Here is a 20,529-nt window from a genome sequence, read left to right on the forward strand (position 1 = left end):
GACTGATCAGAATGCCAGTGCGGCCCAGTCGATCTCGATGGCGAAGGGGTAGGGGAACGAGATGCCGGTCGCGGAGTCGGGTGACCATTGGCCTGCCAGGAGGTAGTTGGCATGGCGTAGTGGACGTACACCCGGTGGGAGCTCGGCGTGGCCGATCTCGAGGATGTACACCCGGAGCGCTGCGATACCGGTGAGATCCTGTTGCAGCTCGACCTCCCAGTACGACGGAATGCCGGCACCGGCGTAGCGGGCCTTCTTCGCTTCGATTTCGGAAGGGGTATTCGACGGCGACAGGACCTCGCCCACCAGCACCGTATCGGCAGCACGGACGTCTGCGCCCGGGGTCAGACAGCGGTGTACGAGGAAGTCCGGGGTGACGAAGTCGGACTTGCCGGTCTGGCCGAAGAAGACGTTCGTCTCGAGGTTCACTCGCCAACAGCGCTGCGGATCCGTGGACGCAACCTGCCGTGCGCAACGTTCGATTTCGTTGGTGAAACGGCGCATCGCCGTCTGATGTTCACCCGGCCCCCGGCGCATCCACACGACTCGCCCGTCCCACAACTCGATCTGGGCGGCGATCTCCTCGGGCAGCTTCTCCAGCTCTTCCCATGTCATCGACTCGGGCAGATCGGGGCGGTCGATCCTCGGCATGACCATTCACTCATGCTACGCAGCGACGACGCCGTCTCGTGCGACGCAAGCGGCCCCGCCCGGAGAACCGGACGGGGCCGCGCTCAGCGCTCGAAGCGTCAGCCCTTGTGGGACTTCACGGCCTCGGTCAGCTGCGGGGCGACGTTGAACAGGTCGCCCACGATGCCGTAGTCCGCGATCTCGAAGATCGGGGCCTCTTCGTCCTTGTTGACCGCGACGATGGTCTTCGAGGTCTGCATGCCGGCGCGGTGCTGGATGGCGCCGGAGATGCCGAGGGCGATGTAGAGCTGCGGGGAGACCGTCTTACCGGTCTGACCGACCTGGAACTGGCCCGGGTAGTAGCCCGAGTCGACGGCGGCACGCGAGGCGCCGACGGCGGCACCGAGCGAGTCGGCCAGCGCCTCGACGACCGCGAAGTTGTCGGCCGAACCGACACCACGGCCACCGGAGACGACGATGCCGGCCTCGGTGAGCTCCGGACGGTCGCCGCCCACGATCGGCTCACGCGAGACGACCTTGACGACGCCCTCTTCCTGGGCGGGAACCGCGACGGCGACCTGCTCGCCCGCGCCGGCCTGGGCGGCCGCCTCGATGGCGCCCGGACGGATCGAGATCACCGGCACGTCGCCGGTGGCCTTGGCGTCGACGGTGAACGCGCCACCGAAGATGGAGTGCACGGCCGAGCCGTCGGCGTTGACGCCGATGACGTCGACGAGCAGGCCGGAGCCGATGCGCGCGGCGAGGCGGCCCGACACCTCCTTGCCCTCGGCGGTGGCGGCGACCAGCACGGCGGCGGGCGAGGCGGACTCGACCAGACCGGCGAGCACGTCGACCTTCGGGGTGACCAGGAAGCCGTCGACGTCGTCGGACTCGGCGACGTAGATCTTCTCGGCACCGGCGGCGGCCAGCGCGGAAGCCAGCTTCTCGGCGGTACCGGCCGGGCCGGTGACGACCGCGGCGGGCTCGCCCAGGGTGCGGGCGGCGGTGAGCAGTTCGGTGCTGACCTTCTTCACGGCACCGTCGGCGTGCTCGACGAGCACAAGTACTTCAGCCATTGTTCTTTCTCCTTCGAAGTCTCGGACGGGGCCGGATCAGATGATCTTCTGACCGATGAGGTAGGTGGCGATCTGGTTGCCGCCCTCGCCCTCGTCCGCGATCTTCTCGCCCGCGGTACGGGCAGGCTTCGGGGTGGAGCCGGTGACCTGGGTGCCGGCGTTGGCGACGCCCACGGTCGACGGGTCGATGCCCAGGTCGGCCAGGGTGAAGACCTGAACTTCCTTCTTCTTCGCGGCCATGATGCCCTTGAAGGACGGGAAGCGCGGCTCGTTGATCTTCTCGGTGACCGAGACGATCGCGGGCAGGGATGCCTCGAGCTTGAACACGCCCTCGTCGGTCTCGCGCTCGCCGGTGATCTTGTCGCCGTCGACGGTCAGCTTGCGCAGGTGCGTCAGCTGCGGGATGCCCAGGTACTCGGCGATGATCGCCGGCACGGCACCCGCGCGACCGTCGGTGGCCTCGTTGCCGGCGATGACCAGCTCGACGCCCTCGACCTGGCCCAGCGCGCCGGCCAGCACCCACGCGGTCTGCACGGCGTCGGAGCCGTGGATCGCCGGGTCGTTGATGTGGATGGCCTTGTCGGCACCCATGGACAGCGCCTTGCGGATGGCCTCGGTGGCGCGATCCGGACCGGCGGCCAGCACGGTGACCTCGCCGCCCTGCGCCTCCTTGATCAGCAGCGCTTCCTCGACGGCGCGCTCGTTGATCTCGTCGAGGACGGCGTCGGCGGCCTCGCGGTCGAGGGTGTAGTCACCATCGGTCAGCTTGCGCTCGGACCAGGTGTCGGGAACCTGCTTGATGAGTACGACGATGTTCGGCATCGGTCTTCGTCGACCTCCTTCTGGATACACGTGTGTGGTGGCCGCACGAGCTGGGCCGTACGTCCGTGTGAGTAGCTCAGAGCGGAACACTACCCTACGCTAAGTTACTCGTGGGTAACCTACATGCACAAGGGGTTCCCAACCGGTCCCTGACTCCTGCGGGAACCGGCGGTACCAGTAACGTCGGAGAAATGAGCGAGGCTGTGATCCCTGCCGCACCTGTGGCCGACACACATGAACCACTGCCGCTGACCGGTGAGCGGACCGTGCCCGGCATCGCCGAGGAGAACTACTGGTTCCGTCGGCACGAGATCGCCTATGCCCGCCTGCTCGACCGTTGCACCGGCAAGACCGTGCTCGAGGCGGGTTCGGGCGAGGGCTACGGCGCCGACATGATCGCCGGCGTGGCCGCGCGTGTCGTCGGCGTGGACTACGACGACGGCGCCGTCGCGCACGTGCGCGCGCGCTACCCGCGGGTCGAGATGATCCAGGGCAATCTGGCCGAGCTGCCGCTCGACGACGAATCCGTCGATGTGGTCGTGAATTTCCAGGTCATCGAACATCTCTGGGACCAGGCGCAGTTCCTGCGTGAGTGCCTGCGGGTGCTGCGCCCGGGCGGGCAGCTGCTGATCAGCACCCCGAACCGGATCACCTTCTCCCCCGGTCGCGACACCCCGCTCAACCCGTTCCACACCCGCGAACTCAATGCCGACGAGCTGACCGAGCTGCTGGTCGAGGCCGGTTTCACCGTCGCGGAGATGCTCGGCGTGCACCACGGCGTGAGCCTGAAAGCCTTGGACGCCAAGCACGGTGGGTCGTTCATCGACGCCCAGATCGAGCGCGCGCTGGCCGGTGAGCCGTGGCCCGCCGACCTGACCGCCGACGTCGCCGCCGTCACCATCGACGATTTCGACCTGCGGGCCGGGGAGATCGACGCGAGCCTGGACCTGGTCGCGATCGCCGAAAAGGCGAGGCGTTGAACGTTCCAGGCCAGTTCACGCTCGTTCTGCACTCCCACCTCCCCTGGCTGGCCCATCACGGACGCTGGCCGGTCGGCGAGGAATGGCTCTACCAGTCCTGGGCCGCGTCGTACCTGCCCGTGGTCCGGGTCCTGAAAAACCTTGCGGCCGAAGGCCGTACGCATCTGCTGAGCCTGGGCATCACCCCGGTGCTGGCCGCCCAGCTCGACGATCCGCACTGTCTGGCGGGCATGCACCACTGGCTGGGCAACTGGCAGTTGCGCGCCGACGAGGCGTCGATGTCGGGCAATGTGGCGCTGGGCAGGCACGAACACCGGCTCGCCGCGACGGCGTTGGCCGAATTCGAGCGGGACTGGCGGCACGGCAGCGCGCCGGTGTGGCGCTCGCTCATCGACGCCGACGCGATCGAACTGCTCGGCGGCCCGCTGGCGCACCCGTTCCAGCCGCTGCTCGACGAGCGGCTGCGCCAGTTCCAGCTCACCGAGGGCCTGGCCGACGCGCGCCTGCGCTGGGGGACAACGCCCACCGGCATCTGGGCGCCCGAGTGCGGCTACACCCCCGGAATGGAGCGTAACTACGACGCCGCGGGTGTGACGCATTTCATGGTCGACGGCCCGTCGCTGCGCGGCGACACCACCCTCGGCAGGCCGGTCCGCGACGCCGACGTGCTCGCGTTCGGCCGCGATCTCCAGGTGAGCTACCGGGTCTGGTCGCCGAAGCAGGGCTACCCGGGCCAGAGCGCCTACCGCGATTTCCACCACTACGACCACGCGACCGGCCTGAAACCGTCCCGGGTGACCGGCAAGACCGTCGCCGGTCCTGACAAGGCCCCTTACGATCCGGAATTGGCCGCCACCGCCATCACCCGCGACGTCGCCGACTTCGTCGAGACCGTGCGCGCGCGGCTGATCGAGGAGTCCGCGCGGATCGGCAGGCCCGCCCTCGTGGTGGCCGCCTTCGACACCGAGCTGTTCGGGCACTGGTGGCACGAGGGTCCCGAGTGGCTCGAGCAGGTGCTGCGCGCGCTGCCCGAGGCGGGCGTCACCGTCGGCACCCTCGCCGACGCCCGCGACAACGGCTTCGTCGGCGAACCCGTGCAGCTCAACGACTCGTCGTGGGGTTCGGGCAAGGACTGGCGGGTGTGGGCGGGCGACCAGGTCGCCGACCTCGTCGCGCTCAACGCCGACGTCGTCCGGCTCGCGCTGGACACCCTCGACAAGGTCGGCCGCGACGGTTCGCTGCGCGATCCGGTCGCCGACCAGTTGCTGCGCGAGGCGATCCTCACCGTCTCCAGCGACTGGGCCTTCATGGTCTCCAAGGACTCCGCCGCCGGGTACGCCCGCGATCGGGCGCACGAGCACGCGCACGCCGTGCGCGAACTCGCCGAGGCCATCGGGGCCGGCCAGTTCGCCAAAGCGACCCGTCTCGCGGCAGGATGGAGCCTGGCCGACGGATTCTTCCCAGGTCTGGACGCGCGGCGGTTGCCGACCGCTGTCCCGTCGGCCGCCGCTGAAGGATTCGCATGAAGATTTTGATGGTGTCGTGGGAGTACCCGCCGGTCGTGGTCGGCGGGCTCGGTCGACATGTCCATCACCTGGCGGTGGAGCTGGCCGCGGCCGGTCACGAGGTCGTGGTGCTGGCGCGCAGGCCGACGGGCACCGACTCGATCACCCACCCCACGCACTCCTACATCGCCGACGGCGTGCTCGTCGTCGCGGTGGCCGAGGACCCGCCCTGCTTCGACTTCGGCGAGGACATGCTCGCCTGGACCCTGGCGATGGGGCACGCGATGGTCCGCGCCGGTGTCGCCCTGGGCAAGCCGGGCGTCGGCGAGGGCTGGACGCCCGATGTGGTGCACGCGCACGACTGGCTCGTCGCGCACCCGTCCATCGCGCTCGCCGAGTACTACGACGTGCCGCTGGTGGCGACCATCCACGCCACCGAGGCCGGTCGGCACAGCGGCTGGGTCTCCGGGCGGGTCAACAAGCAGGTCCACTCGGTCGAGTGGTGGCTGACCAACGAGGCCGATCAGCTGATCACCTGCTCGACCTCCATGCAGGACGAGGTGGAACGGCTCTACGGGCCCGAACTCGCGCCGATCACGGTGATCCGCAACGGCATCGACGTGGGCGCGTGGACCTTCCGGCCGCGCGCGCCCCGCTCCGGGCCGCCCAAGCTGCTCTACGTGGGCAGGCTCGAATACGAGAAGGGCGTGCAGGACGCGATCGCGGCGCTGCCCCGCATCCGGCGCGCGCATCCAGGGACCACGCTGACCGTGGCCGGTGTCGGCACTCAGTTCGACTGGCTGCGCGAGCGGGCGCGCGTGCATCGCGTCGCCAGGGCGGTGCAGTTCGTCGGCAGTCTCGGGCACTCCGAGCTGCTGGGCTGGCTGCACGGGGCGGACGCCATCGTGCTGCCGAGCCGGTACGAGCCGTTCGGGATCGTGGCGCTGGAAGCCGCGGCCGCGGGTGTCCCGCTGATCGCCTCCACCGCGGGTGGGCTCGGCGAGGCCGTCATCGACGGTGTCACGGGCGCCTCGTTCGAACCGGCCGACGTGGACGGCATCGTCGACGCGGCCCGCGCGGTCCTCGACGACCCCGCGACCGCCCAGGACCGCGCCTACAACGCCCGCGAACGGCTCACCGCCGACTTCGCCTGGGACGTGGTCGCCGCGGAGACCGCGCAGGTCTACTCGGCCGCCAAGCGCCGGGTGCGCACCTCGCTGGGCAGGCCCGACATCGTGGAACGACCGCTGCCCGAGCGCGACCCGAAGTAGGACGCGGCGCTCGTCGCGCGACCGTTCGCGGATCGCGCGCCGAGCTCGAGTTCACCCACAACGCATGACGCCGCGGCCCCGGTCCGGCTCTACCGTCGCCGGTGGAAGACCACCACGACGAAGGAGCCGACCATGCCCCTGCAGCCGATTCCCGACCTGCCCGCCGCGACCATCGGCTTCCGCGCCTCCGGCACCGTCACCGCCGAGGACTACACCACGGTCCTGGACCCGGCCATCGACGCCGCCCTCCAACACGAACAGCCGGTCAACCTGGTCTACGTCCTCGGCCCCGACTTCGACCGCTACTCCCTCGACGCCATGTGGCAGGACCTGAAACTGGTCCGCGTCCCCCGCAGCTCCTGGGGCCGCATCGCCCTGGTCACCGACCACAAAGCCCTCGGCGAAGCCGTCCACCTCTTCGGCTTCCTCATCCCCGCCGAAGTCCGCGTCTTCCCCGTCTCCGCCGAACCCGAAGCCCTCACCTGGGTGGGGTGAGTCAGGCCGGGGGGAGGCCGTTGGTGTGGTAGCGGGTGGCGGCGTTCCAGAGGAAGAAGCTGTCGATGCCGGTGGCGTTGGTGGCGTCGATCTGGGCGCGGAGTTCGGCGTCGCCGTAGGTGACGCCGAGGCTGAAGTCCTGGAGCCAGGGGATGACGGTCGCGCCGGTGCCGGCGGTGCTGGTCTGGAAGTCGCGCAGGGAGCGGAAGATGATGTCGTAGGGCTGGGCGTTGGGGTTGGCCACGCCGTATTCGCCGGAGTTCCAGTGGGACGGGTAGAGCATGGGGGCGACGAAGTCGACGCTGCGGGCCATGCGGGGGATGTCCTGGGCGATCTCGTCGGGGCGGGTCGACGCGATGCCGTAGACCGCGGCGCTCAGGTGGGCGCCCGCGGCGTGCACCGGGTAGCGGCTCTCGGCGAGGAATCCGGCGACGGCGTCGGCGGGGGTGCCGGTGAGTCCGGCGAAATGCATGCTGGTCAGGCTGCCGTCGGGGCGGCGGACGTAGTCGTACATGACGCCGTCGAAACCGAGCTTGCCCGCTTCCACCGCCAGATCGATGTTGTAGCGGCGGATCTCGGGATGGGCGACATTGGTGAACGCGATCGGACCGTAGTGGCTGGAATAGGGCTGCCCCGACGGGTTCTGGACCACCCAGTCGGGCCTGCCGTTGTGCCAGGCCCACGCGGCGACGGTCGGATCGCGGAACGCGACGATGCGCCCGACCACCTGCAAGCCCAGCTCGTGGAGTTGCCGGAGGGCCGACGGCGCGTCGTAGATGCCCGCGACGGCACCGGATTCGCGGGCCAGCGGCACCTGGGAGTCGTAGCCGACGACACCGTCTTCGTCCTTGATGTCGAGCTGCACGGTATCGATGCGGCCCTCGCGCGCGAGATCGAGCACGGCCTCGCGCAGCCCCTCGTGCGACCAGGCGTGCGCGGTGACGTGCACCGCTCGCATGCGCGGCAGCGTCACCCCCGTGACGGCGACGGCACTGCTCTGATTCCCCGCGGCGTCCACCGCGACGACCTCGACGGCGGGCGCCCACGGCACCGACAGCTCGAAGCTGCCGTCGGCGGCGGGTGTCACCGTGTCCGCGCCGACGGCGACGCGCACGGCGTCGACGGCCTTGCCGCGCAGCACGATCGGCGCCCGATAGGAGCGCACGGGATCGGGCGGGGCCACGTGGAGGACCGGCGGCACGGTGTCGGCCGACGGCTCCGAGGCGGATCTGCTCAGCGCGAATCCGGCCACCAGAGCCACGATGACCACCGCGAGGACGGCACCCGAGGCGATCGTCGCCCACCGCCGCCGATCGCCCGACTGGATCCGCAATCCCAACGCCCGCACCAACTTCCACTACCGTTCGCCAGGCCACTATGGCGCAGTCGGGCAGTCCGTCTGCGGGTTATCGCAAGATCGGGGGAAAACCTCCGCCTGCGCGTAATATCGCCGCGATGACCGGCGCTTCGACAGTGGCATTCCGACTCGCGCCCGCACTCCTGCTGCTCGCGACCGCCTGCGCGACAGCGGAAGCACCGCCCCCGGCCCCACCGCCACCTGCGACGACGACGAAACCCGCGCCGCCGGACCCGGCCGAGATCGCCGCCAACGAACTGGGATTCGTCCCGGTGCTGATGTATCACCAGATCACGCCGAACCCGGCCGGTGAATACGACCAGACCCCCGCGGAGTTCCGCGACGAACTGGAGCGGTTGCACCGCGAGAACTACCGCCCGGTGACGGCCGCGCAGTACATCGCGGGCGACCTCGACCTGCCCGCGGGCACCCATCCGGTCGTCCTCACCTTCGACGATTCCACCGCCAGCCAGCTCGCCTTCACCGACAGCGGGGCCGTGACCCCGGACAGCGCCGCGGGCATCCTCGCCGAATTCGGCGCCCGCTACCCGGATTTCCGGCCGGTCGCCACCTTCTACGTCAACAACGAGCCGTTCGGCGGCGACCCGCGGGCGCTGCCCTGGCTGGCGGCCAACGGCCACGAGATCGGCGCGCACACCGCCGATCACGCGAATCTCGCGACCCTGGACGCCGACGGCGTGCAGCGCGAGCTGGCGCAGAACGTGCGGGCGGTGCGCGCGGCCGCGCCGGGCGTCACCGTGCGCACCATGGCCCTACCGCTGGGCATCCATCCTCGCGACCACGCGCTGGCCGCCGCGGGCAGCTGGGACGGCACCGACTATCGCTTCGACGCCGTCATGCTGGTCGGCTCGAATCCCGCCCCGGCACCGTACGGCGCGGTCGACCCGGGCGGCGTGCCGCGTATCCGGTCCGGCCGGGGCGCGGTCCCGTTCGACTCGGGCTATTGGCTGGACTGGCTGGCGGCCCACCCGGAGCAGCGCTACACCGCCGACGGCGACCCGGCCCGCGTCTGCTTCCCCCGCCACCTCGCGGCGGAGGTCGGCCCGCGCTGGGCGGACCGGACCAACCCGTACTGACGCCCGCTCAGGCGTCGGGCGCGAAGGTGAAGATCTCGCCGAGGCGGGTGGCGACGACGACCTCGCCCTTGGGCCCGACGGAGGTGCCGGTGGTGGTGCCGGTGGCGCCGGGCAGGACATCGGAATCGACAGTGTTGCCGGTGGCGGTGTCGAAGGTGATCAGGCTCAGGCCCGCGCCGATGGCGGCCACGGTGTAGCCGACGCCGCCCGCGGTCTGGGCGGGTGTGCCGCGCAGGGCCAGGTCCTTGCGTTCCCAGGCGGGCTCGGCGCGGTCACCACGGTCGTGCACGGCCATCAGGTAGCCGTCGTCGCCCGCGGGGACGATCAGGTCGTCGACGACGGAGATGCCGCCGCTGGGGGTCCAGCCGAGCGCGTGCGTCCAGCGGGTGCTGCCGTCCTCGGTGTTCACCGCGATCAGGCGGCCGCTGTTGTCACCGATGTAGACGGTGTCGCCGTCGCCGGAGAGGGTGGGGCTGGTGGCGCTGCCACCGGTGAGCATGTCGGCGCTCCACTCCTGGACGACCTTGCCGTCGGCGTAGCGCATCGACCGCAGCGACGCGGCCGCCTTGCCCGGCTCCCACACGGTGACGAAGAACCGGCCCGACTCGGGGTCGACGGCGGTGGTGTTGGCGACCGCGCAGCGCGGGCCGCCGGTCCGGCAGTCGTCGAGACCGTCGCCGGAGGCCGGGCGGGTCAGGCCGGGCAGTTGCAGGAAGTCGGGCTCACCGAGCAGTTGCAGCGTCGGCACCTCGCGGCCGCCGGTCTGCCTGCTCAGGATGTCGACCTGGCCGGACTGGGTCACCGTCAGCACCCGGCCGTCGCCGGTGAACTGGATGGCCACCGGGACGCCCGCCACCGGCGTGCGCCAGCGGGGCTGGCCCAGGTAGTTGAAGGAGTTCACCGCGCCGTCGTCGCCGACGTAGACATTGCTGACGCCGTCGACCACGGTCGGCGCCTCGATCGTCGACGGGCCGAGCGGGTTGCAGAAGCGCTTGCGGCCGGTCGGCATCTGGAAGGAGAAGATCGCGCAGTTGCCGGTGCTCGAAGTGACGAACATCTGGCCCTCGGGACCGATCGTCAACGGCTGCGCGATCGGGCCGCCCACCGGACGGGACCAGCTCAGCGTCATCGAGTCCGCGCCCGTCACCGGGCTCGCCCCGCCGTTGCGGCCGTCGTGATGGGCTGCGGGCCAGCCCTTTCCGCCGCCGACGGTGATGTCGTCCACATCGGTGCCGCATCCTGCCAACGCCACCACACCGGCGGCAGCGAGCGAGGCCGCGACGCGAGTCCGAGTTCGCACCTGCTGATCTCCCTGTGTAATCGAGCCGATGATCGGGGTATCGCACGGTAGGCGTGCGCTCCGAAAGTACTCTGTGTAACCGACGACCGAATCCCCGGGGCTGGCCCGGTGCGATCACGACGGGAGAGTACTTCGTGACGAGCATGTGGGGCGCGCCGCTGAGCGCGCGCTGGCGTGGTTCCCGCCGCCGCGATCCGCAGCAGGCGCGGTTCCTGACCAAGGACTCGCTGCGCTGGGTGCTCGCCAACCGCGCCTACACCCCCTGGTACCTGGTGCGCTACTACCGGCTGGCCAAGTTCCGGCTGGCCAATCCGCACATCGTGCTGCGCGGGATGGTGTTCCTCGGCCGCAATGTGGAGATCCACGCGACCCCGGAATTCGCCCGCATGGAGATCGGCCGCTGGGTGCACATCGGCGACGGCAACGCCCTCCGGTGCCACGAGGGTTCGCTGCGCATCGGCGACAAGGTGGTGTTCGGCAAGGACAACGTCGTCAACACCTACCTCGACATCGAGATCGGCGAGTCGACGCTGGTCGCCGACTGGTGCTACATCTGCGACTTCGACCACAAGATGGACGACATCACCCTGCCCATCAAGGACCAGGGCATCGTGAAGAGCCCGGTCCGGATCGGCCCCGACACCTGGATCGCCGCCAAGGTGACCGTGCTGCGCGACACCCGCGTCGGCCGTGGCTGTGTGCTCGGCGCGCACGCGGTCGTCCGCGGTGACGTCCCCGACTACAGCATCGCCGTCGGCGCGCCCGCGAAGGTCGTCAAGAACCGCAAGGTGGCCTGGGACGCGAGCGCCGAGGAGCGCGAGGCCTACCTGGCCGCCCTGGCCGATATCGAGCGCAAGAAGAACGCCGCCGCCCAGGCGTGATCGTCCTGCCCGCCGACGCGCGCCGGTGCATGATGGTGCGTGTCGGTGGCGCTGGGTACGGTCTGCTCCGTGGAGAGCTATGCGGCGCTGCTGCGGGGCATCATGCCCACGAATCCGAACATGCGGAACGAGAAGTTGCGCGCGGTGTTCGAGGGGCTCGGGTTCACCAAGGTGGCCTCGGTGCTGACGAGCGGCAATATCGTGTTCCGTACCGCGGATGATCCCGTCGATCTGGAAGCGCGTATCCAGGAGGCGCTGTCGGCCGAACTGGGTATACCCGGCGGCACCATCATCCGCAGCCACCCCGAGCTGCGCGCCCTGCTCGACCGCGACCCGTTCGAGGGCCTGCCGCACGAACGCGGCTCGTACCTGACGGTCACCTTCTTCAAAGACCGCATGCGTCAGGCGGATACGACGGCCTTCGAGGACGATCCGCTCACCCGCGTCATCGGCTACGACGCCGCCGCACGCGCCTTCCTCACCGTGATCGACAACAGCACCGGCAAGACCCCGGACTTCATGGCCCGACTCGAGAAGACCTACGGCAAGGACATCACCACCCGCACCTGGCTCACGGTCCAGCGCGTGGTGAAGAAGATGGAATCCTGACTCGCCGCCCGCTGAGGCAAGATCGAGGGGTGAGCCACCCGTACCTCCCGCGCGGCATCGAGGAATTTCGCGCCCTCGCCAAGGCCCGGTTGACGGCGTTTCCCCGGATCGCCGTCCCCGATGTCCCCGGTATGCGCCGCGCGGGCGTGACGCTGTGCGTGGTGCCGGGCGCCGGCGACGTCCTGTCGGTGATCGTGATGAAGCGCGCCTACCGCGGTCGCAACGCGGGCCAGTGGGGGTTGCCGGGCGGGCGGCTGGAGCCCGGTGAGACCGCCGAGGTCGCGGCGCTGCGGGAACTGCGCGAGGAACTGAACCTGACCGCGAAACCAGCCGATGTGCTGGGCCTGCTCGACGATTTTCCGGCCACCTCCGGCTTCGCGATCACCCCGACCGTGGTCACGATCGACGATATCGACTCCTTGCGGCCCAACCCGGACGAGGTGTTCTCTGTCCACCAGGTCGACCTCGCCCGGCTCGCCGCCGAGGACGTCCCGCACTGGGTGCGCCCCGAACACGCCACCCTCCAGCACGAACTGCGCGGCGATCTCCCGGAGGCGGATGCCACCGGGCTGCTCCAGATGCGCATCGCCCCTGATATGACCATCCACGCCCCCACCGGCGCCCTGCTGTGGCAGTTCCGCGCGGTCGTTCTGCTCGGCCACTCCCCCACCGATTCCCGGGTCGCCCACTTCGCCCAGCCCGACTGGACCGCGCACTGACGCCTACGGGGCGACGGCGGTGCAGAGGAAGACCACGCCCGCCCGCCCGATCCGGGTAACGACCAAGGTGTAGGGGACCGAGCCGCGCAATTTCAGCTTCTTGCGCAGGGCGTCGGGATCGAGATCGATGCCACGGACCAGGATCTCCAGCGACCCGCAATCGCGCCGGGACAGTTCCTGGCGCAGGGTCTTCTCGCGCAGCTCGAAGCGGTCCTCGATGCGGAAGCCACGCAGGCCCGCCGGGACCGTGTCGCCGGTGAGGTAGGCGATCTGTGGATCGAGCTGCCAGAGACCGTGTTTCGCCGCGTAGTGACGGACCAGGCCCGCGCGCACGACCGCGCCGTCGGGGTCGACGATCCACGCGCCGGGAGCGCGCTCGGGGATGTCGTCGGGCTCGGCGTCGGTGAGCGTGCTCGCGCCGCCCCGGGAGTCGAGGACGGTGGCGCGGCGGGTGACGCCGGGTTCGGTCAGACCGGGCGACCACAGGCAGGCCTCGCGGACCGCGCCGTCGAGGGAGACGATCTCCACCTCGCCTGCCCACCCGAGGCGGTCGAAGTCCAGACCGGGCGCGGACTTCACGGCGATGTCGCGGCCCGCGTACGCGGCCAGCAGATCGGGCAGCGGGGGCTGGAGTTTGGCGGGGTCGTAGGTCCGCCTGCCGTCGGCTCGGCGCGCCGGATCGGCGATGATCACGGTGTCGCGCGAGGTCGGTACGAGTGCGTCGGCCTGTGCCAACACGATGTTGCGCCCCCGCGTGAGATTGTGGGCGGCCATCGCCAGCCGGACCTCGTCGAGATCGCTGCCGATCACCGCCGGGCACACCGCCGACAGCTCGGCCAGCTCCGCGCCGATCGAACAGGTGACGTCGTGCACGGCCCGACCCGCCAGCCGGGCCGCCCGGTGCCGGGCCACCAGCGCGGGCGTCGCCTGCTGCAACGCGTCGTCGGTGAACAGCCACTCGGCCGCCGCGGGCAGCTTCACCGCGGCCTTGCGCCGCAAGCGCACCGTCTCGATCAGCGCGGCGGCTTGTTCCGGATACGCGCGACGCACCTGCTCGAGATCGCGCAGGTGCGTCGCCGGAGTCAGCTCCAGCCGGTCGACCTCGGCGAGCGCGGCGGATCCCGCCGCGCTGCCCAGGAAGGCGACATCGTCGCGGCCGAAGCGGTACCCCACTTACTTCTTGGCCGCGCCCGGCTTCACGCCGGTGATCATCGCGTTGTAGAAGAACTCGCGCGGGACGACCTTGCGCAGCACGTTCTCGTCGAGCCAGCTCAGGCCCAGCCAGGCGCGGTACTGCGCCATGCGGTAGCCGACCGTCAGCTTCTCGTCGGGCACGGCGGCCTCGAAGGTGCGCACCGGCCAGCCCCACAGGGCCGCGGCGAACTCCTCGGTGGTGGCCTTCACGTCGACGGCACCGGCCGACTTGGCCATCTTCTCGAGATCGGTCGGGTCGAAGGTGTGCAGGTCGACGACGGCCTCGAGCGCGGCGGCGCGGGAGGACTCGTCCAGCTCGGTCTGCGGACGGCGCCAGCCGGACAGGAACGGCAGCTTGGTGATCTCGGTGGTCACCTTCCAGGTGGCCTGGCCGAGCTTGCGGGCGTAGAAATTGCCCACCGTGGTCGGCTCACCGGCGAAGACGAAACGCCCGCCCGGCTTGAGCACGCGCAGGCACTCCTTGAGTGCCAGCTCCACGTCCGGGATGTGGTGCAGCACGGCGTGGCCGCAGACCAGGTCGAAGGTGTCGTCGTCGTAGGGGATCGTCTCGGCGTCGGCGACGCGGCCGTCGACATCCAGGCCCAGGTGCTCGGCGTTGCGCAGCGCGACCTTCACCATGCCGGGCGAGAGATCGGTGACCGACCCCTTCTTCGCGATGCCGCCCTGCATCAGGTTCAGCAGGAAGAACCCCGTGCCGCAGCCGAGCTCGAGCGCCCGTTCGTAGGGCAGCGGGGCGGGGCCGACCGCGAGGTCGAACCGGCCGCGGGCATACGCGATACAGCGTTCGTCATAGGAGATCGACCACTTGTCGTCGTACGTCTCCGCTTCCCAGTCGTGATACAGGACCTGGGCGAGCTTGGTGTCCTTCAGCGCTGCTTCGACCTCGGCCTCGGTGGCGTGCGGGTTCGGCGCCGGGTCATCGGGGTGGACCGTCATAACCGCCAAGAGTAATAGGAGACCCTCAGCACGCAATGGCCGGTCTTGTTTCCGGCGGTTCCACTTGGTCGATTGACCGGTCTCAGCTCACCGTCCGGTGAAAACGGCGCTGTTCGGACCGTCGGCGGCGAAGGCGCGGGTGCCGGTGCGCGCGTCGTCGGTGTCGAACAACGCCGACCACTCGGTGACGGCGGTGGAGTGCGCGTGCGGGCCCGCTTCGAAGACGGCCTTGGCGGCGGCCAGCGCCCGCGGCGCGGCCGTGACGAACTGCTCGGCCCACCGGCGCGCGGCATCGAGGACGTGGTCGGGCGCGACCACCTCGTCGACCAGACCGAGCTTCGCGGCCTCCTCGGCGTCGACGAAACGGCCGGTGTAGACGAGGTCCTTGGCCCGGCTCGCACCGATCAGCAGCGAGAGCTTGCGGATGCCGGCGAGCGGGATCAGCCCGGCCTTGATCTGCGGCAGGCCGAGCTTGACGTTGTCGCCGATGATCCGATGATCGGCGCCGAGGGCGAGTTCGAGGCCCGCGCCGAGGCAGTAGCCGGTGATCGCGGCGACGGTCGGCTGCGGCACCTTGGTGAGACAGCCCAGCGCCGCCTGCAGATCCGCCGCCATCGCGGCGGCCTGCCCGGCGTCGAGCTCGGCGAGTTCGGTCATCTCGTCGCCCGCGCTGAAGACCCGCTCGTCGCCGTAGACGATGAGCGCGGCCACGCCCGGGTGCCGGGCCACCGTCTCGGCCGCCGCGGCGACCTCACGGGCCAGCTGGGCATCGACCAGGTTCAGCGGCGGGCGATCGATGCGCAGCAGCGCGACGCCGCGAGCGGACGGGTCGGCGGGCAGCTCGAGGGTGACGAATTCGGCCATGCGGTCAACCTACCGGCCGCCCAGTGCACCCAGCTGCGGCAGCTCCGCGAAATACCGGCCGTTGTCCGGGAAGTCGGTCAGCGGCGGGCCATCGGCGTTGGGCGTGTAGTGCGGCATGATCGGCGTGATCGCCCGCTCGGCGGCCAGCACGGCCGCGGTATCGGCGAATCCGCGCAGGCCGTCGAGCTGCGACCAGGTCGGCGGCAGCAGGACGTGTTCGCCCGCCCGCCAGCTCGCCAGGGCGGCCTGCGGGGTCGCCCAGACGACCTGGGCGGCCTCGGAGGTGGCACCGTCGGCGATCTGTCCCTGCGGGAGCACAGCGACGAAGAAGCGGGTGTCGTAGCGCCGCGGCTCGGCCTCGGGGGTGATCCAGTTCGACCACGGCCGCAGCAGATCGGCGCGCAGCACCAGCCCCTCGGCCGCGAGGAAGTCCGCGAGTGAGAGCTCACGGCGCTCGAGCTTGCCGCGGGCCTCGCGGTAGACCGCGGAGTCGTCGACGACGGTGTCGGCGGTCGGCCCGGCCAGCAGCACGCCGCATTCCTCGAAGGTCTCCCGGACCGCGGCGGCGACCAGCGCCTGCGCGGCCTGCTCGGTCGTCGCGAAACGCTCGGCCCACCAGGCCGGCGCCGGCCCGGCCCAGGCGATGTCGGCGGTGCCGTCGGCGGCGTCGACGCCACCGCCGGGGAACACCGTCATCCCGCCCGCGAAGGCCATCCCGCTGACGCGGCGCTGCAGGAACACCTCGATGCCGTCGGCGCCGTCGCGCACCAGCATCACCGTCGACGCGTCGCGCGCGGCTACCCCGGACTCACTCATACCGTTCCTCTCCACCACAGGGCCGACGGTCCGGCGGCCGCCGCGCAACGGCGGCTCACCGGAGCCACATCTGTTCCACCGCGGCCGTCGCATCGGCCTGTCTGCACCCTAACGCTCGCTTGGTTCGCCAGGGAAACAGTTCAGCCCGGACCGTGCCACCGCGACCCGGGGGTTCCCGCTGAGTGGGCCTCAGGCCCGGCGGTGCTGCCCGGCGCGCCGGGCCCGGCGGGCGAACCAGCGCCCGTCGACCCGGTCCAGCGCGATCGACTGGCTGAACGCGGCGCTGAGGTTCGCGGCGGTGAGCACGTCCTCGAGCAGCCCCTGCCCGACCACCTCGCCCTCCTTGAGCAGCAGGGCGTGGGTGAAGCCCGGCGGGATCTCCTCCACGTGGTGGGTCACCAGGACCATGGCGGGGGCGTCGGGATCGGCGGCCAGATTGCCCAGCCGCTCCACCAGTTCCTCGCGCCCGCCCAGGTCCAGGCCGGCGGCCGGTTCGTCGAGCAGCAGCAGTTCTGGGTCGGTCATCAGGGCGCGGGCGATCAGCACGCGCTTGCGCTCACCCTCGGACAGGGTGCCGTAGGTGCGGTCGGAAAGGTGTTCGGCGCCGAGGGTTTCCAGCATGTCGACGGCACGTTCGGTGTCGATGTCCTCGTAGCGTTCGCGCCAGCGGCCCAGCACCGCGTACCCGGCCGACACCACCAGGTCGCTGACCTTCTCGTCGACCGGGATGCGGCTGGCCACCGCCGCCGAGGACAACCCGATGCGTGGCCGCAGCTCGGTGACGTCGACGCGACCCAGGGTCTCCCCCAACAGGTTCGCGTCACCGGAGGTCGGATGGACCTCGGCGGCGGCCATTCTCAATAGCGAGGTCTTGCCGGCCCCGTTCGGGCCGAGCACCACCCAGCGTTCGTCGAGCTCGACCTGCCAGGTGACCGGGCCTACGAGCGTTCGGCCCGAGCGGCGGATGGTCACGTCGGAGAAGTCGATGAGCAGATCGGGATCGGGTTGCGACACGCGCTCCATCTTGGCCCACGGGGGCCCTCAGCGGAACGACCGGCCCGTGTGGGATTCGTCGGCCCTGGTCGATACGGATTCGCGGCCCCCGCCGGACTCGCCACGCAGCATCCGCGCGGCGACGAAGGAGACCGGCACCGACAGCACCACCCACACGATCAGGATCACCACAATCGTCGTCACCATCGCGGAACCTCCCTACGCCCTCGATGCCCCAGCCGTCGTGTACGTATACCCCCAGGGTCCTCCAGATACACCGAGTCCGGGCGGCGGGTCGCGAAATCCGCCGCGAGAACGACGAATTCGGAGCGCGTAGCGCGCCCGCTCAGGCCCGCGCGGGCACCGCGATCACCGTCATCGAACCGGGCGCCACCTCGGTGAAGCCCGCGTCGCGGACGGCGACGGCGCGTCCGGCGGCGACCTCGGCCACCAGCGCGGGCCAGAGTCGTTCGTCGGCGTCGCGGACCGCGCAGCGGAACCCGTGCGCGGCCCAGTCGGCAGCGGCGGCCACCGGCAACGCGCCCGCCAGCAACATGCTCGCGTGGCCGACCTGGGCGGCGGCCTTGCCGACCGACATCTCCAGGGCCGCGTTCACCCACAGCACCGGCAGTTCGGGGTCCGGCGGGCCGGGCTCGTCGTGGTCGAGGTCGGTGCCGCCGATCTGCAACTTGCGGATCCGCTGATCGATCGCGCCCACCGGCCCGGGCACGAACGCGCGGGCCTGGGCGCCGTCGACCTCGACGGTCACCCCGTCGACCGCGCCCGCCGCGACCCACTGCGCACCGCGCGCCCGCCGCGCCACCTTCCTGATCCGGGAGCGCTTCCACGCCAGGTAGCGCGGCTCCCACTCCCCGCCCGGCCCGGATCGCGGATCGAGGCACACGGCCACCGCCGCGGCCGCCGCGGCTTCCAGCAGCGCGCTGCGCGCGGGCGGGTCGGCCTTGGGGATGTGCAGCACCATCTGCATCGCCTGAACCATGGCCGGGTCGTCGGGGTCACCGTTGCCGCCGTAGCCGCGCGCCAGTTCGGCGTGCCGGAGCGCGAATTCGGCCGCGTCGTCGCGTGCCGGCGCCTCGGTCTCCACGCCGCTCAGTTCCCCGCTACCCATACCCAACACCCGATCCGCTCGACGCCACTGCGGCCAAGCCTATCGAGGCGGGCGGACACCGCGACGTGGGCGCTAGGCGACCCGCACGGTCAGGATGAACTCCGGTCCCGGCTCGATCGGCGGCTGACTGGCCGGACCGTAGACGAACTGGATGGTCGAGGTCCCCGGCCCGACACCGCGGAACGGCCACAGCGTGCTGGCCCCGTCGGCCTGCGGCGGCTCCGGCGCGAGCACGCCCCGCTCGATGTTCACCGGCGACCAGGACTCGGTGTCGTCCGGGTTCTGCGGCAGCCGGACCAGCAGCAGCTGGCCGAGCCCCAGCGCGACCGTGCTCCCGCTGAAGGTCTGGTCCACCTCCACCGGGCCCGCCGCGGACTGCGGCGCGGTGGTGGGCAGCTCGATCGTGGTCGAGGAGAGATCCCCGGCGTCGTCGTCGGCACCGCACCCGGAGACCACCATCGCCACCGCGCACGCCGCGAACAGGATTTTCCGCATGGCACACTCCCAACGCCGAAGGACACCCTGCGCTGGAGGCTAACGCCGCGACCGGGCCGATCCGGTCGCGACGCGCCAGGACTACCGGCCGAGCAGCGGAACCCGGCGCACGCCGCCGTCGCGGGCGTCGGCCGCCTCGACCTCGTCGCGGGTGACGCCGAGGATGAACAGCACCGCGTCCAGGTACGGGTGCGACAGCGCCGTATCGGCCACCTCGCGCAGCGCGGGCTTGGCGTTGAACGCCACGCCCAGCCCGGCCGCGTTGAGCATGTCGATGTCGTTGGCGCCGTCACCGACGGCGACGGTCTGCTCCATCGGCACGCCCGCCTCGGCGGCGAACTTGCGCAGCGCGGTCGCCTTGAACGCCCGGTCGACGATCTCGCCGATCACCCGGCCGGTGAGCTTGCCGTCGACGATCTCGAGCGTGTTGGCCTGCACGAAGTCCAGTTCCAGCTCGTGCGCGAGCGGCTCGATGACCTGCCGGAACCCACCGGAGACCACACCGCAGCGGAAGCCGAGCCGCCGCAGCGTACGGATGGTGGTGCGCGCGCCGGGGGTGAGCTCGATCCGGTCGGCGACCTGCTCGATCACCGACTCGTCCAAGCCCTCGAGCGTGGCCACCCGCTGCCGCAGCGATTCGGCGAAGTCGAGCTCGCCGCGCATCGCGGCCTCGGTGACCTCGCGGACCTGCTCCTCGACGCCGGCGTGCGCGGCCAGCATCTCGATGACCTCGCCCTGGATCAGCGTGGAGTCCACGTCGAAGACGATGAGCCGCTTGGCCCGGCGGGCCAGCCCGGCCCGTTCCACCGCGATGTCGACCTGTTCGGCGACGGCGATGTCGGCCAGCGCGGTGCGCAGCCGCGCGTCGGTGTCGGCGCCGGAGTCGGCCGCCGAGACCATCAGTTCCATGCCGGTCACCGGGTAGTCGGCGATGCCGCGGATGGTGTCGATATTGGCGCCCAGCCCGGCCAGCAGGCGCGAGATCGCGCTGAAGGCGTGCGCGGTGACGGGCGCGCCGAGCACGACGACGGCGTGCGTCGACATCGGCGGCTTGCCGATCTGCGCGTCGACCGACACGTCGACCTGCATGCCGACGGTGTTCATGGCCTCTTCGAGCTCGTCCTGCAGCGCCTCGGGGTCGTTGGGGCACGAGACCAGCACGCCGAGGGTGAGCCTGCCCCTGATGACCACCTGTTCCACGTCCAGCAGGCTCACCTGATGGCGTGACAGCGTCGCCAGCAGCACGGACGTGACGCCGGGTCGGTCGGGGCCGGTGACGGTCACGAGAACTGTGGTGTCGGCCAAGTCGATCTGCTCCGTTCGATTACCCACAAAAAGA

Annotated in this window: 22 protein-coding genes; 8 read left to right on the forward strand and 14 right to left on the reverse strand. The window is 70.8% G+C overall.

Annotation, left to right across the window (positions count from 1 at the left end):
* Positions 1-6: 6 nt before the first annotated feature.
* From AB0L91_RS03785 to AB0L91_RS03795, 3 genes are all read right to left on the reverse strand, one after another.
* On the reverse strand, positions 7-657 hold the full coding sequence (locus AB0L91_RS03785) for a Uma2 family endonuclease (RefSeq protein ID WP_365007137.1): 651 nt from the start codon (positions 655-657) through the stop codon (positions 7-9).
* Between the two features lie 92 nt (positions 658-749).
* Positions 750-1,706, reverse strand: coding sequence for an electron transfer flavoprotein subunit alpha/FixB family protein (locus AB0L91_RS03790; RefSeq protein ID WP_355282146.1), 957 nt, complete (start codon positions 1,704-1,706; stop codon positions 750-752).
* Between the two features lie 36 nt (positions 1,707-1,742).
* Positions 1,743-2,528, reverse strand: coding sequence for an electron transfer flavoprotein subunit beta/FixA family protein (locus AB0L91_RS03795; protein ID WP_189027240.1), 786 nt, complete (start codon positions 2,526-2,528; stop codon positions 1,743-1,745).
* Between the two features lie 191 nt (positions 2,529-2,719).
* Between AB0L91_RS03795 and AB0L91_RS03800 the strand changes: the two genes are divergently transcribed.
* The 4 genes from AB0L91_RS03800 to AB0L91_RS03815 all read left to right on the forward strand — a co-directional run bounded on the left by AB0L91_RS03800 (position 2,720) and on the right by AB0L91_RS03815 (position 6,779).
* The gene (locus AB0L91_RS03800) at positions 2,720-3,508 is read left to right on the forward strand and encodes a methyltransferase domain-containing protein (RefSeq protein ID WP_365007138.1); all 789 of its coding nucleotides are present in this window, start codon (positions 2,720-2,722) and stop codon (positions 3,506-3,508) included.
* Positions 3,505-5,034 carry a glycoside hydrolase family 57 protein gene (locus AB0L91_RS03805; RefSeq protein WP_365007139.1) on the forward strand — a complete coding sequence of 510 codons (1,530 nt, stop codon included), beginning with the start codon at positions 3,505-3,507 and terminating at the stop codon, positions 5,032-5,034. The genes AB0L91_RS03800 and AB0L91_RS03805 overlap by 4 nt, the downstream gene beginning before the upstream one ends.
* Entirely contained in the window at positions 5,031-6,284 is a 1,254-nt protein-coding gene (locus AB0L91_RS03810; RefSeq protein WP_357343957.1) for a glycosyltransferase family 4 protein, read from the forward strand. Before AB0L91_RS03805 ends, AB0L91_RS03810 begins: the two co-directional genes overlap by 4 nt.
* Positions 6,285-6,416: 132 nt before the next feature.
* Positions 6,417-6,779, forward strand: coding sequence for an STAS/SEC14 domain-containing protein (locus AB0L91_RS03815; protein ID WP_355282156.1), 363 nt, complete (start codon positions 6,417-6,419; stop codon positions 6,777-6,779).
* Between the two features lies 1 nt (position 6,780).
* Here AB0L91_RS03815 and AB0L91_RS03820 read toward each other — a convergent pair whose 3' ends face one another.
* A complete protein-coding gene (locus AB0L91_RS03820; protein WP_365007140.1) occupies positions 6,781-8,118 on the reverse strand; it encodes a putative glycoside hydrolase in 1,338 nt (445 codons plus the stop codon).
* Positions 8,119-8,234: 116 nt separating this feature from the next.
* Between AB0L91_RS03820 and AB0L91_RS03825 the strand changes: the two genes are divergently transcribed.
* Positions 8,235-9,233 carry a polysaccharide deacetylase family protein gene (locus AB0L91_RS03825; RefSeq protein ID WP_365007141.1) on the forward strand — a complete coding sequence of 333 codons (999 nt, stop codon included), beginning with the start codon at positions 8,235-8,237 and terminating at the stop codon, positions 9,231-9,233.
* A gap of 7 nt (positions 9,234-9,240) precedes the next feature.
* Here the strand turns inward: AB0L91_RS03825 and AB0L91_RS03830 are convergent, their stop codons facing one another.
* Positions 9,241-10,533 (reverse strand): PQQ-binding-like beta-propeller repeat protein, encoded by a 1,293-nt coding sequence (locus AB0L91_RS03830; protein WP_365007142.1) that lies wholly within the window; start codon positions 10,531-10,533, stop codon positions 9,241-9,243.
* A gap of 134 nt (positions 10,534-10,667) precedes the next feature.
* Here AB0L91_RS03830 and AB0L91_RS03835 point away from each other — a divergent pair, with 134 nt between their 5' ends.
* From AB0L91_RS03835 to AB0L91_RS03845, 3 genes are all read left to right on the forward strand, one after another.
* Positions 10,668-11,414 carry an acyltransferase gene (locus AB0L91_RS03835; protein WP_357343948.1) on the forward strand — a complete coding sequence of 249 codons (747 nt, stop codon included), beginning with the start codon at positions 10,668-10,670 and terminating at the stop codon, positions 11,412-11,414.
* Between the two features lie 69 nt (positions 11,415-11,483).
* Positions 11,484-12,023 (forward strand): DUF1697 domain-containing protein, encoded by a 540-nt coding sequence (locus AB0L91_RS03840; RefSeq protein ID WP_365007143.1) that lies wholly within the window; start codon positions 11,484-11,486, stop codon positions 12,021-12,023.
* 29 nt (positions 12,024-12,052) lie between these two features.
* The gene (locus AB0L91_RS03845) at positions 12,053-12,742 is read left to right on the forward strand and encodes a CoA pyrophosphatase (protein WP_365007144.1); all 690 of its coding nucleotides are present in this window, start codon (positions 12,053-12,055) and stop codon (positions 12,740-12,742) included.
* 3 nt (positions 12,743-12,745) lie between these two features.
* On the opposite strand, the gene AB0L91_RS03850 is transcribed toward AB0L91_RS03845, so the two are convergent.
* The 9 genes from AB0L91_RS03850 to serB form a co-directional block, all read right to left on the reverse strand.
* Positions 12,746-13,915 (reverse strand): class I SAM-dependent methyltransferase, encoded by a 1,170-nt coding sequence (locus tag AB0L91_RS03850; protein WP_365007145.1) that lies wholly within the window; start codon positions 13,913-13,915, stop codon positions 12,746-12,748.
* Complete coding sequence (locus AB0L91_RS03855; protein ID WP_355282178.1) at positions 13,916-14,893, reverse strand: methyltransferase domain-containing protein; 978 nt, start codon at positions 14,891-14,893, stop codon at positions 13,916-13,918. It lies immediately after the preceding gene.
* Between the two features lie 87 nt (positions 14,894-14,980).
* The gene (locus AB0L91_RS03860; RefSeq protein WP_355282180.1) at positions 14,981-15,757 is read right to left on the reverse strand and encodes an enoyl-CoA hydratase-related protein; all 777 of its coding nucleotides are present in this window, start codon (positions 15,755-15,757) and stop codon (positions 14,981-14,983) included.
* A gap of 9 nt (positions 15,758-15,766) precedes the next feature.
* Complete coding sequence (locus AB0L91_RS03865) at positions 15,767-16,573, reverse strand: NUDIX hydrolase (RefSeq protein ID WP_365007146.1); 807 nt, start codon at positions 16,571-16,573, stop codon at positions 15,767-15,769.
* A gap of 189 nt (positions 16,574-16,762) precedes the next feature.
* The gene (locus tag AB0L91_RS03870) at positions 16,763-17,596 is read right to left on the reverse strand and encodes an ABC transporter ATP-binding protein (protein ID WP_355282184.1); all 834 of its coding nucleotides are present in this window, start codon (positions 17,594-17,596) and stop codon (positions 16,763-16,765) included.
* An 18-nt stretch (positions 17,597-17,614) separates the two neighbouring features.
* The gene (locus tag AB0L91_RS03875; protein WP_365007147.1) at positions 17,615-17,773 is read right to left on the reverse strand and encodes a hypothetical protein; all 159 of its coding nucleotides are present in this window, start codon (positions 17,771-17,773) and stop codon (positions 17,615-17,617) included.
* A 139-nt stretch (positions 17,774-17,912) separates the two neighbouring features.
* Positions 17,913-18,695, reverse strand: coding sequence for a peptidyl-tRNA hydrolase (locus AB0L91_RS03880; RefSeq protein ID WP_365007148.1), 783 nt, complete (start codon positions 18,693-18,695; stop codon positions 17,913-17,915).
* Between the two features lie 72 nt (positions 18,696-18,767).
* On the reverse strand, positions 18,768-19,190 hold the full coding sequence (locus AB0L91_RS03885) for a protease inhibitor I42 family protein (RefSeq protein ID WP_365007149.1): 423 nt from the start codon (positions 19,188-19,190) through the stop codon (positions 18,768-18,770).
* Positions 19,191-19,271: 81 nt separating this feature from the next.
* Entirely contained in the window at positions 19,272-20,501 is a 1,230-nt protein-coding gene (gene serB / locus AB0L91_RS03890; RefSeq protein ID WP_355282368.1) for a phosphoserine phosphatase SerB, read from the reverse strand.
* Positions 20,502-20,529: the final 28 nt, after the last annotated feature.

This window comes from Nocardia sp. NPDC051833 (assembly GCF_040681225.1).
Classification (GTDB): Bacteria; Actinomycetota; Actinomycetes; order Mycobacteriales; family Mycobacteriaceae; genus Nocardia.

Coding starts and splice junctions, on each gene's coding strand:
- AB0L91_RS03885 (WP_365007149.1), bottom strand. CDS start 19,190: ATGCGGAAAATCCTGTTCGCGGCGTGCGCGGTGGCGATGGTGGTCTCC.
- AB0L91_RS03865 (WP_365007146.1), bottom strand. CDS start 16,573: ATGAGTGAGTCCGGGGTAGCCGCGCGCGACGCGTCGACGGTGATGCTG.
- AB0L91_RS03810 (WP_357343957.1), top strand. CDS start 5,031: ATGAAGATTTTGATGGTGTCGTGGGAGTACCCGCCGGTCGTGGTCGGC.
- AB0L91_RS03860 (WP_355282180.1), bottom strand. CDS start 15,757: ATGGCCGAATTCGTCACCCTCGAGCTGCCCGCCGACCCGTCCGCTCGC.
- AB0L91_RS03795 (WP_189027240.1), bottom strand. CDS start 2,528: ATGCCGAACATCGTCGTACTCATCAAGCAGGTTCCCGACACCTGGTCC.
- AB0L91_RS03790 (WP_355282146.1), bottom strand. CDS start 1,706: ATGGCTGAAGTACTTGTGCTCGTCGAGCACGCCGACGGTGCCGTGAAG.
- AB0L91_RS03815 (WP_355282156.1), top strand. CDS start 6,417: ATGCCCCTGCAGCCGATTCCCGACCTGCCCGCCGCGACCATCGGCTTC.
- AB0L91_RS03785 (WP_365007137.1), bottom strand. CDS start 657: ATGGTCATGCCGAGGATCGACCGCCCCGATCTGCCCGAGTCGATGACA.
- AB0L91_RS03825 (WP_365007141.1), top strand. CDS start 8,235: ATGACCGGCGCTTCGACAGTGGCATTCCGACTCGCGCCCGCACTCCTG.
- AB0L91_RS03875 (WP_365007147.1), bottom strand. CDS start 17,773: ATGGTGACGACGATTGTGGTGATCCTGATCGTGTGGGTGGTGCTGTCG.
- AB0L91_RS03855 (WP_355282178.1), bottom strand. CDS start 14,893: ATGACGGTCCACCCCGATGACCCGGCGCCGAACCCGCACGCCACCGAG.
- AB0L91_RS03870 (WP_355282184.1), bottom strand. CDS start 17,596: ATGGAGCGCGTGTCGCAACCCGATCCCGATCTGCTCATCGACTTCTCC.
- AB0L91_RS03880 (WP_365007148.1), bottom strand. CDS start 18,695: ATGGGTAGCGGGGAACTGAGCGGCGTGGAGACCGAGGCGCCGGCACGC.
- AB0L91_RS03800 (WP_365007138.1), top strand. CDS start 2,720: ATGAGCGAGGCTGTGATCCCTGCCGCACCTGTGGCCGACACACATGAA.